The sequence below is a fragment of the Coprococcus sp. AF102-57 genome (genome assembly GCF_027686195.1).
Lineage (GTDB): Bacteria > Bacillota > Clostridia > Lachnospirales > Lachnospiraceae > Allocoprococcus > Allocoprococcus comes.
The window spans coordinates 1-12455 of sequence record NZ_JAQCSY010000021.1; the positions used below are offsets into that span (position 1 = coordinate 1).

The 12455-nt window shown below is 39.9% G+C and carries 12 protein-coding genes; 10 read left to right on the top strand and 2 right to left on the bottom strand.

Features of this window, described 5'->3' with window-relative positions; genetic code table 11:
- The first annotated feature begins 224 nt into the window (after positions 1–224).
- The 8 genes from PGZ10_RS12680 to PGZ10_RS12715 all read left to right on the top strand — a co-directional run bounded on the left by PGZ10_RS12680 (position 225) and on the right by PGZ10_RS12715 (position 8041).
- Positions 225–1253 (top strand): zinc-dependent alcohol dehydrogenase, encoded by a 1029-nt coding sequence (locus tag PGZ10_RS12680; protein ID WP_270541570.1) that lies wholly within the window; start codon positions 225–227, stop codon positions 1251–1253.
- A 9-nt stretch (positions 1254–1262) separates the two neighbouring features.
- Positions 1263–1655 carry a VOC family protein gene (locus PGZ10_RS12685; RefSeq protein WP_021652508.1) on the top strand — a complete coding sequence of 131 codons (393 nt, stop codon included), beginning with the start codon at positions 1263–1265 and terminating at the stop codon, positions 1653–1655.
- An 18-nt stretch (positions 1656–1673) separates the two neighbouring features.
- Complete coding sequence (locus PGZ10_RS12690; RefSeq protein WP_118199219.1) at positions 1674–3038, top strand: MFS transporter; 1365 nt, start codon at positions 1674–1676, stop codon at positions 3036–3038.
- Positions 3022–4002: a carbohydrate kinase family protein gene (locus PGZ10_RS12695; RefSeq protein WP_270247526.1), complete on the top strand. Its 981-nt coding sequence runs from the start codon at positions 3022–3024 to the stop codon at positions 4000–4002. Before PGZ10_RS12690 ends, PGZ10_RS12695 begins: the two co-directional genes overlap by 17 nt.
- Before the next feature lie 263 nt (positions 4003–4265).
- Positions 4266–4439, top strand: a complete 174-nt coding sequence (locus PGZ10_RS12700) for a hypothetical protein (protein ID WP_270541571.1) — start codon at positions 4266–4268, stop codon at positions 4437–4439.
- Positions 4440–4657: 218 nt separating this feature from the next.
- The gene (locus PGZ10_RS12705; RefSeq protein WP_117556454.1) at positions 4658–5656 is read left to right on the top strand and encodes an aldo/keto reductase; all 999 of its coding nucleotides are present in this window, start codon (positions 4658–4660) and stop codon (positions 5654–5656) included.
- Between the two features lie 84 nt (positions 5657–5740).
- Positions 5741–6688, top strand: a complete 948-nt coding sequence (locus tag PGZ10_RS12710; RefSeq protein ID WP_270247528.1) for a hypothetical protein — start codon at positions 5741–5743, stop codon at positions 6686–6688.
- 30 nt (positions 6689–6718) lie between these two features.
- Positions 6719–8041 (top strand): MATE family efflux transporter, encoded by a 1323-nt coding sequence (locus PGZ10_RS12715; RefSeq protein WP_117823773.1) that lies wholly within the window; start codon positions 6719–6721, stop codon positions 8039–8041.
- A 40-nt stretch (positions 8042–8081) separates the two neighbouring features.
- Here the strand turns inward: PGZ10_RS12715 and PGZ10_RS12720 are convergent, their stop codons facing one another.
- Positions 8082–8972, bottom strand: a complete 891-nt coding sequence (locus tag PGZ10_RS12720) for an AraC family transcriptional regulator (RefSeq protein ID WP_008369393.1) — start codon at positions 8970–8972, stop codon at positions 8082–8084.
- Between the two features lie 158 nt (positions 8973–9130).
- Here PGZ10_RS12720 and PGZ10_RS12725 point away from each other — a divergent pair, with 158 nt between their 5' ends.
- On the top strand, positions 9131–10816 hold the full coding sequence (locus tag PGZ10_RS12725; RefSeq protein WP_118219720.1) for an alpha-glucosidase: 1686 nt from the start codon (positions 9131–9133) through the stop codon (positions 10814–10816).
- Here PGZ10_RS12725 and PGZ10_RS12730 read toward each other — a convergent pair whose 3' ends face one another.
- Complete coding sequence (locus PGZ10_RS12730; RefSeq protein WP_270247529.1) at positions 10817–11098, bottom strand: hypothetical protein; 282 nt, start codon at positions 11096–11098, stop codon at positions 10817–10819.
- 267 nt (positions 11099–11365) lie between these two features.
- On the opposite strand from PGZ10_RS12730, the gene PGZ10_RS12735 reads away from it, so the two are divergent.
- Positions 11366–12355 carry a guanosine polyphosphate pyrophosphohydrolase gene (locus PGZ10_RS12735; RefSeq protein WP_118199213.1) on the top strand — a complete coding sequence of 330 codons (990 nt, stop codon included), beginning with the start codon at positions 11366–11368 and terminating at the stop codon, positions 12353–12355.
- Positions 12356–12455: the final 100 nt, after the last annotated feature.

Below are 12455 nucleotides of genomic sequence, written 5' to 3' on the forward strand. Positions count from 1 at the left end.
TGTCTACCTAAAAGGGAGCATATCACAGTAACTACGGTTTTCTTTCCGTTTTTTTGCGTGTTAATTGTGAAAAATATACAAAAAATGTGTTTTGAAATTATGAAATATATAAAAATATGAAAAAACATATTGACAAATTGTGTTTGTATGGCAATAATATAATTACTTTAATAAAACATTTTATAAAACATAAAACAAAACAACATGAAAGGGAGGAAACAATTATGTTACAGCAGGTAATGACAAATCCAGGAGAAATTATTTTCAGAGAGGTTCCGGTTCCGGAGGTAAAGGAAAATCAGGTGTTGGTAAAGATTATGAATATTGGTGTTTGTGGATCAGATATTCATGTTTATCATGGAAAACATCCATTTACAAAATATCCGGTAACACAGGGACATGAGGTTTCCGGTGAGATTACAGAACTTGGAAAAAATGTCACAGAGTTTCATGTGGGACAGAAGGTGACGATAGAGCCTCAGGTATATTGTGGACATTGCTATCCATGTCGTCATGGAAAGTATAATCTCTGTGAGGAATTAAAAGTAATGGGATTTCAGACGACAGGAACAGCATCTGAGTATTTTGCAGTGGATGCATCTAAAGTAACACCTATTCCAGAAGATATGTCCTATGAAGAAGGCGCTATGATCGAACCTCTTGCAGTGGCAGTTCATGGTGTAAAACAGATGGGCGATGTGGCTGGCATGAATATTGCAGTCCTTGGAGCAGGACCGATTGGAAATCTCGTGGCACAGGCAGCAAAAGGAATGGGGGCAGCGAAAGTGATGATCACAGATATTAGTGATCTTAGACTGGAAAAGGCAAAAGAATGCGGAATTGATGTGTGTGTGAATACCAAAAATAAAGACTTCGGTGAGGCAATGATCGAAGCATTTGGACCGGATAAGGCGGATGTAATCTACGACTGTGCCGGAAACAATATCACAATGGGACAGGCAATTAAATATGCAAGAAAAGGAAGCACGATTGTACTGGTGGCTGTTTTTGCAGGAATGGCAGAAGTAGATCTTGCAGTGGCAAATGACCACGAACTTGACATTAAGAGCACGATGATGTACCGCCATGATGATTACATAGATGGAATCAGATTGGTAAATGAGGGCAAAGTTCATTTGAAACCGCTCATCTCAAAGACATTTGCTTTTAAAGATTATCTGAAAGCATACCAGTATATTGATGATAACCGCGAGACAACGATGAAAGTAATTATCAACGTCAGTGAAAAGTAAGGAGTTCGTATGGAAAATAAATATGGAATTGTCGGAGTTGCCCATATCGGGCTTCCGACAAACGATTTACAGAAAACAGTTGAGTTTTATAAGAGTCTTGGATTTGAAGTGATTATGCAGTCTTATAATGAAAAAGCAGGGGAAAAAGTGGCATTTTTACAGATAAAAAATTACTGTATAGAGACTTTTGAAAATGGGCAGGCGGCAATGTCAGACGGTGCATACCAACATGTTGCACTTGATGTGGAAGACATTGAAAGTATGTATCAGAAAATCTGCAATGAAAAATACACAATTATTACAGACGGAATCGAAGAACTACCATTTTGGGAAAATGGTGTGAAGTTTTTTATGATTAAAGGACCAAATGAGGAAAGAATAGAGTTCTGTCAGAAACTCTGATAAAAATAGGAGGAACATATGGGAAGCGAAAACAAAAATGGAAAAGTATCGCTGATCAGTAAGATTGCATATGGGTTTGGTGATGTTGGATGTAATTTCAGCTGGATGTTTGTCAGTAATTTTCTGATGATATTTTATACAGACGTGTTCGGAATCAGTATGGCGGCTGTGTCAGCACTTATGCTTTTTTCAAGATTCTGGGATGCAATCAATGATCCAATCGTCGGGGGACTTACGGATAAAACAAAATCGAGATGGGGACGGTACCGTCCATGGCTGTTAGTAGCGGCACCAATTACAGCGATTCTTCTTGTTATGACATTCTGGGCAAGACCCGACTGGCCGCAGAATGGAAAGATCATTTATATGGTAATTACATATTGTCTGCTGGTTTTGGGGTATACCTGTGTGAATATTCCATATGGAACCTTGTGTGGTGCTATGACACAGGATATTGATGAACGTGCAAAAATAAATACATCCCGTTCGGTTGCAGCGATGATTGCAATTGGTGTGTTAAATATTATTACAGTTCCACTGCTCAGCAAATTCGGCAGTCATAGTGCAAAGACAGGATATCTGACGGTTGCGGTCATATATGGATGTATTTTTACAGCCTGTCATTTCTTCTGCTTTGCGAAGACGAAAGAGGCAGTGATTACTCCGGAAAAAGAAAAAATTTCTGTAAAGATACAGTTGAAAGCAGTCATGCAGAACAGACCATATCTTCTTGCATTGGCAGGACAGATATTATTTGGATTTACATTATATGGTAGAAACGCAGATATTCTGTATTATTTTACATATGTGGAAGGGAATGCCTCCTACTACACAACTTATTCAATGTGCATCATTATTCCTTCTATCATCGGGGCAGCCTGTTTTCAACCATTATTCCGCAAGTTGAATAACAAAGGAAGAACAGCATCTCTCTTTGCTTTATTTACAGGAATTTCCATGTTGTCTATGTTTTTCTTCAATGCCAAAGAATCACCGGCTATTTTTTATGCATTATCTGGTCTCACACAGTTTTTTTTCTCTGGATTTAATACCGCAATCTATGCAATTATTCCAGACTGTGTGGAATATGGGGAGTGGAAAACCGGACTTAGAAATGATGGTTTTCAGTATGCATTTATTTCACTTGGAAATAAAATCGGAATGGCAGTTGGAACAGCACTTTTAGCAGGATTACTTGGAAAATATGGTTATATCGCAAATCAGACACAAAATGCAATTGTACTTTCAATTATGAAACATGCATTTACGACGATTCCAGGTGTACTGTGGATTGTGACTGCGGTTGTATTATTTTTTTACCGGTTAAATAAAAAACGTTATAACGAGATTGTGGAGGAACTGAAAAATGGAAGAAAAAGTTGATATCGTGGCATTGGGTGAATTGTTGATTGATTTTACGGAAGCAGGACATAGTCAGGATGGGAGAAAATTGTTCGAACAGAATCCCGGCGGTGCTCCGGCAAATCTTCTAACCGTTGCAAGCCACTTTGGGTATCGCACATCTTTTATTGGAAAAGTTGGAAACGATATGCATGGTAAATTTTTAAAGAAGACATTGCAAAAGGAAGGAATCAATACAGATGCTATTGTTGAAGACTCGGGTTATTTTACAACGTTGGCATTTGTGGAAATCGGTGAAAATGGAGAACGGAATTTTTCTTTTGCAAGAAAACCGGGTGCAGATACACAGTTAAAAAAAGAAGAACTGGATCAGACATTAATTTCAGGTTGTAGAATTTTTCATTTTGGATCATTATCGTTGACAGATGAACCGGCAGAAAGTACAACGATTGAAGCGGTAAAAATGGCAAAAGCAGCGGGTGCACTTATTTCCTATGATCCAAATTATCGCCCGTCTCTTTGGAAGAACAAAGAGCATGCAGTGAAAAAAATGAGATCTGTCATAGAATTGGTAGATGTCATGAAGGTATCGGATGAAGAGAGTACTCTGTTGACAGAGGCGAAAAGTTATGAGCAGGCTGCAGATCAACTCCTTGCTATGGGACCAAAGCTGGTTGCCATTACATTGGGAGAACAGGGCGTTCTTATGGCAACAAAAAGCAGAAAAGAAATCATCAAAGCATTTCAGATACATGCGGTCGACACGACTGGGGCAGGTGATTCATTTTGGGGAGGCGTATTATGCAGTCTCCTTTCTATGAATAAGAATGTTGAAAAAATGGAATGGGAAGAAATCAAAAAGTGTGCTGTTTTGGGAAATGCAGTTGCTGGATTATGTGTGCAAAAGAGAGGTGGAATCCCTGCGATTCCGACGAAAGAGGCAGTGTTTGAATTTATGTTCAAAAAGCTTATCAGATGTTTGTAGACAATCTGAAGAAAAGTGCAACAACAAGAGCGTGCATATTTGCAAGCTTTTTTGAAAACTGTCGTTTGGTAAAATCTATTCTATTTTTAAAAGCTTTGCGATAAAATATGTTCTGTGAATCATTCACAGTATTGTATTTTGAGGAGACTTCATTCATGGTGAGTGAAGTCTCTTTTATTTTGCACTGTATAATGGAAAAAGTTTTGGTTGAACAGCAGTTGGAATAGTGAACGCATGCGTTCACATTTTATAACTAAGAAGTAATGGATTGGAAAGAAAATAATCAAGAACTTATTGTAGTATTATTAACCTTTGATACAGATGAAAAAGGTGGAGATGGTGGGTTGAATCCTAATGCTACATATACCAACTGGCAGTGGCATTTAGTGAAAACAAAAGATAAAAAGAATTGGGAAATAATCAGTTGGGGTTATTAATCGATTCCGGTTTGATGAATTCATGTGGCTTTTGAAATGGTAAAGTGATTTTATTTTACTTATTCCGGAGCGTGGTATATACTAATAGGTAGAGTAAGTAACGCACAGATGTGATAAAATTGTCTTTTTAAATATAGACAGCCTTGTGAGGGGAACGCTGTACGGTTAGGATACTGCATAAAAAGCAGGAAAGAATAACGAAAAACGGAGGAATTAAAATGAAATTTCAAAAGCTTGGCAACACGGACATCGATGTTTCTGTGGTTGCATTAGGTACTTGGGGGCTTGGCGGCGGAAGTGTCTGGACAGACGGAGATTCTACAGTTGAGGATACGAAGCGCCTGCTTGATATTTGTCATGAACATGGCGTGAATTACATCGATACCGCACCGGTATATGGTACAGGAGTAAGTGAGGAACTGCTTGGTAAGGCACTGAAAGGCAGAAGAAATGATTTTGTTTTGCAGACCAAATGCTCACTGAACTGGAGAAATGAGGGTGGTAATTTCCATTACGAACGAGACGGTTATACCGTTAACAATGACACCCGCGCATCAGCAGTGAAAAAAGACGTGGAAGACTCTCTGCGCAGAATGGGAACCGATTATCTGGATTCTGTTATTGTACATTATGTATGCGGCAGCTTTCCGGTGGAAGAAACTGTAGGAGCTTTGGAGAATCTGGTTCGTGAAGGAAAGATCCGCACCTATGGACTTTCTAACAGTCAGCCGGCAGATTTGGCTGCATATCAGGAAGCCGGCGGAAACGTATCTGTTGTACAGGAATTTTTCAGTATTCTCTCTCCTTTCCATGGCAGAGAATATTTTGATCTGTGTAAAAAGTATAACACGGTATTTCAGACCTATGGTGTGTTGGAAGAAGGATTTTTAACTTCTCCTGCCTTTATGGAACGGGAATTTGCAAAAACCGATATCCGATCCAGAATACCTTGGACAGATCCGGAGAAAAAAGAAGGACTTCGCAGGGCCTTTGAAATCTGGAAACCACTTTGTGAGGAATATCATTGCAGTTTTGCAACGCTGGTAGAAGCCTGGGCATTATCTCAGTACGACCGGATGAGTCTTCTGGTTGGAATGCGAAAAGCTTCCAGTGTAGAAGATACTGTAAAGTGCTTGGATATTAGGTTGCGTGCCGAGGACATCAAATGTATGGAGGAAGCAGTAAAGACAATTCAGGTTGCGGTTCTGGACAAATAGAAAACTGAAAAGGTGGAAAGGATCGGGAGCTTGTATCCGATCCTTTCTTTATCCGAGAATAGATAGCATGAAAGGAAAATAAGTATGAAAGAACCTATGATGGCAGACAGCCATGAAATCACAGTTAGAAACTATAAGCAACCGATGCGAAATCGTCTGATCATGATGCTGATCTGCATTGGGATTGCTCTTGCATCATTTTTTGTTGTTTCCAAATGGGCAACTTCTGTCGAATCGTACCGTTGGGTTATCAAAACGCTGAATGGATTGCAGAAAAAAGCACTTGGGCTTTCCGGAACAGCAACCGCTCTTGCAACAGGTGCTGCAGCAATACCGGGAGAAGCCGCAACTCCGATCGCCAATAAGCTGGCAGATGTCGCAGGCTATATGGTGATCGTTTATGCAGTGATCATTGTTGAAAAATATTTACTGACTATCACCGGGTATATTGCATTTAAAATCTTATTTCCTATCGGATGCGTGCTTCTGGCAGCAGGCAACTTTTTGAAAAACGGATGGAAAGAATTTATCTACAGAATCGGAATCAAGAGTATCATTCTGGGTGTTCTTTTGTGGGGACTGGTTCCTACCAGTGCATGGGTGACGAATATGGTAAATGAAACCTATGCAAAGTCCTATGAAGCTGATTTTACACTGGAAGATACGGAAGAATTATTAGATGAGGGAGATACCTCTGCAAACGCAGACAAGAAGGATGAAGCACAAGAAACGAAAGATAAAAAGTTTTCTCTCAGTGAATTTCTTAATAATGCGAAGAATAAGGTTGATGATGCGATTGATGCGGTAGGTGAAGTCGCTACAGAAAAACTCTCTGCTTTTGAGGATGGATTAAACAGAATTATAGAGGGCGTGGCAGTGCTGCTTGTGACAACCTGTGCCATTCCGGTTCTGGTCATGTTATCATTTACCTGGATTCTGAAGGGAATAATGGGTTTAAAAATTCCATCTATTACTCTTCAGTCAGTGCCAAGGGTTTCTGAAAGGAAAAGAAAGAAAACGGAAGAGAATTAATTTTAAATTTTACCGAAGGAGAGGAATGAGATGACAAAAGATCTGACAACCGGGAAAATCATGCCGATTCTTGTGAATTTCACTGTGCCGCTTGTTTTGGGAAATTTGTTTCAGCTGACTTATAATGCGGTGGACAGCATCATCGTAGGGCATTTTGTGGGGAAAGAAGCGCTGGCGGCAGTTGGTATCTGTAATCCGATCAGTACGCTTATGATACTGTTTTTAAATGGATTATGTATGGGGGCAAGTATCCTCATGGGAATTCAGTATGGGGCAAAGGATTATAAGACTTTGCACAGGCAGATCAGTACAACCATGTTGTCGGGAGTAGTTTTTTCTTTTTTTCTGACTTTATTTTGCGTGGTATTTGCTGTACCGATCCTGCATCTGTTGCAGGTAGATGCATCGATTATGGAGATGACGCGGCAGTATTTACGGATTATTTTTCTGGGATTAATGTTTACCTTTTTGTATAACTTTTTTTCCAGTACCTTAAGAGCTTTGGGAGACAGTGCATCGCCTTTGTATTTCTTAATTATCAGTGCAGTCCTGAATATATTCGGAGATCTGTTTTTTGTCATTGTACTAAAGGCAGGAAGCAATGGATGCGCCATTTCCACAGTGCTTAGTGAGGCACTGTGCTGCCTGTTCTGTATTATTTATATACAGAAAAAAGTACCGATTCTTCGTCTGGGTAAGAAATGGCTGGTATTCGATTCACGTTTGCTGAAGAAAACAATTGCTTACGGATGGGCATCCGCCATGCAGCAGGCCACCGTGCAAATGGGAAAAATTGCGATCCAGGCGCTGGTTAATACGATGGGAGTTTCCGTGGCTGCAGCTTTTGCGGTGGTCAATCGGATTGATGACTTTGCAATTACACCGGAACAGAATATTGCCCATGCCATGACGGCACTTATGGCGCAGAATAAGGGAGCCGGAAAAAATGACCGCATGCGGGAGGGATTTCGTTGTGGGATGATTCTGGAAATTGTTTATGGAGCAGCTGTTATGGTGATCTGCCAGGTATTTGCCGGAGAACTAATGGCACTTTTCGTAAAAGATGAGGAAGTAATAGGACATGGTGTCATTTATCTGCATCTGATTGCTGTGATGTATATTCTTCCGGCCGTTACGAATGCAATTCAAGGGTTCTTCCGTGGAATCGGAGACCTGAAGGTGACACTGATGAGCAGTTTTACCAATATGGCAGTCCGAGTCATTGCAGCAGCACCTATGATTTTGTTGTGGAACTTTGGAATTGAAGCGTTGCCATATTCCTATCTGGCAGGCTGGGTTGCCATGCTTTTGGTAGAAACGCCTTTGATGATTCGGATTTATCGTAAAAAATAACAGGATTTAAAGAAAATATAAAATCGCTCAGGGAATGAGCTTATACAGAATCCAGTTCTAATCTTTTTATAAAAGCCAGCGGTGTCATATGGTATTTTGCTTTGAATGCTCTGTAAAAATAAGAAAGATTATGAAAGCCAACAGATAAAGATACCTCTAATATGGAGGTGTTACCGTGTTCAAATAACTCTACCGCTTTTTCCAGTCTGATATTGTTAATATACTGAATGCAGGTCATATTCATGTGTTTTTTGAAAAAGCGCATAAAATGATACTCGCTGAAATAACATAGCTTTGCAAGTTCAGAAACCGACAGAGCTTCTGCATAATGCAGATCAATATGATCAAGTACAATTTTTAATTTGTCGGAAGAGTCTGATTCCGTGGAGAATCTTGTGCTACTGTACTGGAGCAGAAGAAAAAGTGTCTGCAGCAGATAAGATTTTATGGCGAGTTCATATCCAAACATCCGGGTATCGTAAAGGGAGGCAAGCTGTGCAAAAGACTTGCAAAGAGAATCATATGCAGGATGATCCGCGGTAATGAGACAGGGTAAAGATAATTCGTGGTTTACCATGGGCGTAAGGTAGCGGGTAGAACAGATGTCTGCAGTATTTCCTCCCAAAAGATTCATATGGAATACATAGGTTTCCGAACAGAAGTCCTGACTGCTTTTCAGGATAATGGAATGCAGCAGCAGGGGAGGAATAAACAGGATATCCCCGGTACTTGCTTCATATTCAACTAAATCGATCTGGTAGACACAGGAACCTTTTGTTATAAGGGTAAGCTCTGCTTCCTCGTGCCAGTGCATTGTTATGACAGGTGCTTCTTTTGTCAGCTTTGTAATATACTTCTGGATTGGAAAATAAACTTCTCCATGTTTGATATTTTCTTTTTGCTCCGGTATAAGTGAATGTGGCGTTTTCATTTTTTGTCCTCTCCATAATAGCAGTATTGTGTTATATAATGAAAAAATAATGCAAGATTTGTCAAAAATAAGATCTTATAATAGCAGTATAATACAGCCAAAGCAATAACGCAATGGCGAACAAATACTAAGATTATAGATGAAAGAGGTTGATAAAAATGGGAAAAAAGTGGTGGCATGACAAAGTAGCGTATCAGATTTACCCAAAGAGTTTTCTGGATACAAATGGAGACGGAATCGGAGATCTGAGAGGAATTATTTCTAAACTGGATTATCTGAAAAAATTAGGAATCGATATTATTTGGTTATCACCTATTTATAAATCACCATTTGTAGACCAGGGATATGATATTGCGGATTACTATGCAATTGCAGAAGAATTCGGAACAATGGAAGAATTTGATGAACTGCTGGCAGAAGCAAAAAAACGAGACATGCATATTATTATGGATCTGGTTATTAATCATTGCTCCGATAAACATGAGTGGTTTCAGAAAGCACTTGCTGATCCAGATGGAGCGTTTGCGGATTATTTTTATTTCCGCAAGGGAAAAAACGGCAATCCACCGAGCAATTACCGTTCCTATTTTGGAGGAAGCTGTTGGGAAAAGGTACCGGGAACGGACAAATATTATTTTCACATGTTTGCAAAGGAACAGCCGGATCTGAATTGGGAAAATCCGAAGTTACGGCAGGAACTGTACAAAATGATCAACTGGTGGCTGGAAAAAGGTCTCTCCGGTTTTCGAATCGATGCGATCATAAACATTAAGAAGGATCTGAACTTTCCTGATTTTGCACCGGATGGGAAAGATGGTCTGGCAAGCTGCTGGAAGATGGTTGAAAGTGTAGACGGAGTAGGGGAGCTGTTGGAAGATCTGAAAAAATCAACTTTTGAAAAGTATGATGCCTTTACAGTCGGAGAAGTATTTAACATGAAACCGGATGAATTACCGGAATTTATTGGAGAAACCGGTCATTTTTCAACGATATTTGATTTTAGCGCCCATACGCTCACTGATGGAGAACATGGATGGTATGATGCTCCGAAGCTGGAATTTGCGAAATGGAGAGCTGCGATCATTCAGGCACAATTAGAAACACAGAAGTATGGCTTTAAGGCGAATATCATTGAAAATCACGATGAGCCAAGAGGGGCATCCAGATTTTTGCCATCTTATGCTCAGACACCGGACGGAATCAAGATGCTTGGTACCATAAGCCTTCTCCTCAGAGGAATTCCTTTCATTTACCAGGGGCAGGAAATCGGTATGAGAAATGCCAAATGGAACAGCATGGAGGAATTTGATGATATCAGTACAAAAGACCAGTATCATACTGCCCGTGAAGCGGGATTATCTGATCAGGAAGCATTGGAAGTATGCAGCCGTATGAGCCGTGACAATGCAAGAACACCAATGCAATGGACGAACGGGGAAAATGGCGGTTTTACAAAAGGAACTCCATGGTTAAAGGTAAATCCTTTATTTAAAGACGTGAATGTGGAAGCTCAGGAACAGGATCCGGATTCAGTTTTGAATTATTATCGCAAACTGGTTGCACTGCGTAAATCGGATGAACTGAAAGAAGTATTTACCTATGGAAAATTTCTTCCGGAATATGAAAATGTGGACGGAGTCATGGCATTTTACCGTAAAGATGAATCCAAGTGCATTCTTGTGGCTGCTAATTTCGGAAAGGATGCTGCAACAATCAAACTGAAGAGCGAAATCGAAAAAGTATGGTTATCGAACCGTATAGATGGAACGGTAGATTGTGAAAAGGATTCATTGAATTTACGGAGCTGTGAAGTGGTTGTTCTGGAGCTGGAAAACCACAAGTAACTAACTATATAACTCCCGGATCTCTTTTTGAATCAGACGTCCAGCTGCTTTTGAAAGCTGATCAATCTGGCGGATCCTGGTAAATTCTTTTCCGTAAATCTGTTTAGCATTTGTCACTTCGCCATCGTTTCCCATAAAGACGGCGGATACATGAATTCCGTTTTTGCGAAGCGCTCTTACCTCTGCTGCAGTATCCTTGATGGCAGCATGTTCTTCGTAAGCAGATCCGAAAGGAGCATTTGATGTCGGATATTTGATTTTTGATTTGATTGCCGCTATCATTATCTCCTTTGGATGTTACACTCCGGTAACACTATTCAGTAAAACAAAACCAAAAGTAGATTACTGATGATTCTGAAGACATGTGCGTATATGTGGATCATTGCTATGGGGCTTCAGCTTTTATTTTAGAAATATGATAAATCAGGGATTGACCTTGCTGGATTATATGCAGCAGATCAATCCCTGCTTCTATTTAACAAAACGGTATCCAATCCAGCCAGATTCTGCTATACTGTATAAGAAAATCAAATAGAAAGGATGGAACGTATGATCACATTAAATGACTATTTATATTCAGGTGATACGATTTTTCGGATTTTAAGAAATTATACAGTGGATCTGAAGAAAGAAGCAAAGAAGAATCACAATGAAATAGATCTCATCCATTCCAATTTCCTGATCCAGTTCAGGGAACTGCTTGAACACAATGATTTCCTTACTGCACAGTCGCAGAAAATCAGGGATTTTTATAAATACATGGTACAGGAATATCCTCTGCTTGCTTTTACTTTTAAAGGAAGGATCAAGTCCCTGATCCGCGCAGAGGAAAAATTCAACGGGTATATTGTAGAATATATTTATGATTATTATGAAAAACATCATACCTATCCGCCGGTGCCTGATCTAAGGGAAAAACTGAGCTGCTTTCGGGATATTATCGCATACCGTCTGGTAATTTCTCTTCCAAAATGCCATATCAGGGATGACAAACTGCGAGAAGAAGAGGAAATCAAGTATTTATACAGGATCGCGAATGTTCTTCCGGGGTTTCTGGAGGAAAGAGGATTTACGGCAGAATCTGCAAAAGGGGTGCTTGAAAGTACATCTCCTTTTATGGATGAGGCGGTGAAACCTTATTATCGGGATTATATTTCCAATGGAAGCGGAGGCAGCTATCAATCACTCCACATCACGTTTTATGATAACTGTTCGAGAAGTTACATGGAAGTACAACTGCGGACAAAGAAGATGGATGATATAGCGGAGATTGGAGCGGCAAATCACCAGGCCTACGAGAAGGAACAGGAAAGAGTCAGGGCAAGAAGAGAAGCTATTCCGGAAGGAGAATGCATTTATTTTGATGAGGCATACGAAAGAGGAATGCGGCTTCTGGGGTTGGAACTGAAGGATCTGGAAGTCAATATGTTTGCTGCGGCAAATAATAGTCTCATCAATGACGGATGCGGATTATACAGGGGGAGACTGATCCTGCCGTATGAACATTTATCAAGATTCCAGACGGATCTGAATGATTAAAAGGATTATAATAAGAATGAATACATCAGATACAAAAAAAGCATATTACCATCTCCAGGTCAGAGAAGAGTTGTATCTGGATAATATGCCGGATCTCTTT

What these genes read in the sequence shown, in the direction of transcription:
- PGZ10_RS12680 (WP_270541570.1), top strand. Translation starts at nt 225, where the DNA reads ATGTTACAGCAGGTAATGACAAATCCAGGAGAAATTATTTTCAGAGAG.
- PGZ10_RS12685 (WP_021652508.1), top strand. Translation starts at nt 1,263, where the DNA reads ATGGAAAATAAATATGGAATTGTCGGAGTTGCCCATATCGGGCTTCCG.
- PGZ10_RS12690 (WP_118199219.1), top strand. Translation starts at nt 1,674, where the DNA reads ATGGGAAGCGAAAACAAAAATGGAAAAGTATCGCTGATCAGTAAGATT.
- PGZ10_RS12695 (WP_270247526.1), top strand. Translation starts at nt 3,022, where the DNA reads ATGGAAGAAAAAGTTGATATCGTGGCATTGGGTGAATTGTTGATTGAT.
- PGZ10_RS12700 (WP_270541571.1), top strand. Translation starts at nt 4,266, where the DNA reads ATGGATTGGAAAGAAAATAATCAAGAACTTATTGTAGTATTATTAACC.
- PGZ10_RS12705 (WP_117556454.1), top strand. Translation starts at nt 4,658, where the DNA reads ATGAAATTTCAAAAGCTTGGCAACACGGACATCGATGTTTCTGTGGTT.
- PGZ10_RS12710 (WP_270247528.1), top strand. Translation starts at nt 5,741, where the DNA reads ATGAAAGAACCTATGATGGCAGACAGCCATGAAATCACAGTTAGAAAC.
- PGZ10_RS12715 (WP_117823773.1), top strand. Translation starts at nt 6,719, where the DNA reads ATGACAAAAGATCTGACAACCGGGAAAATCATGCCGATTCTTGTGAAT.
- PGZ10_RS12720 (WP_008369393.1), bottom strand. Translation starts at nt 8,972, where the DNA reads ATGAAAACGCCACATTCACTTATACCGGAGCAAAAAGAAAATATCAAA.
- PGZ10_RS12725 (WP_118219720.1), top strand. Translation starts at nt 9,131, where the DNA reads ATGGGAAAAAAGTGGTGGCATGACAAAGTAGCGTATCAGATTTACCCA.
- PGZ10_RS12730 (WP_270247529.1), bottom strand. Translation starts at nt 11,098, where the DNA reads ATGATAGCGGCAATCAAATCAAAAATCAAATATCCGACATCAAATGCT.
- PGZ10_RS12735 (WP_118199213.1), top strand. Translation starts at nt 11,366, where the DNA reads ATGATCACATTAAATGACTATTTATATTCAGGTGATACGATTTTTCGG.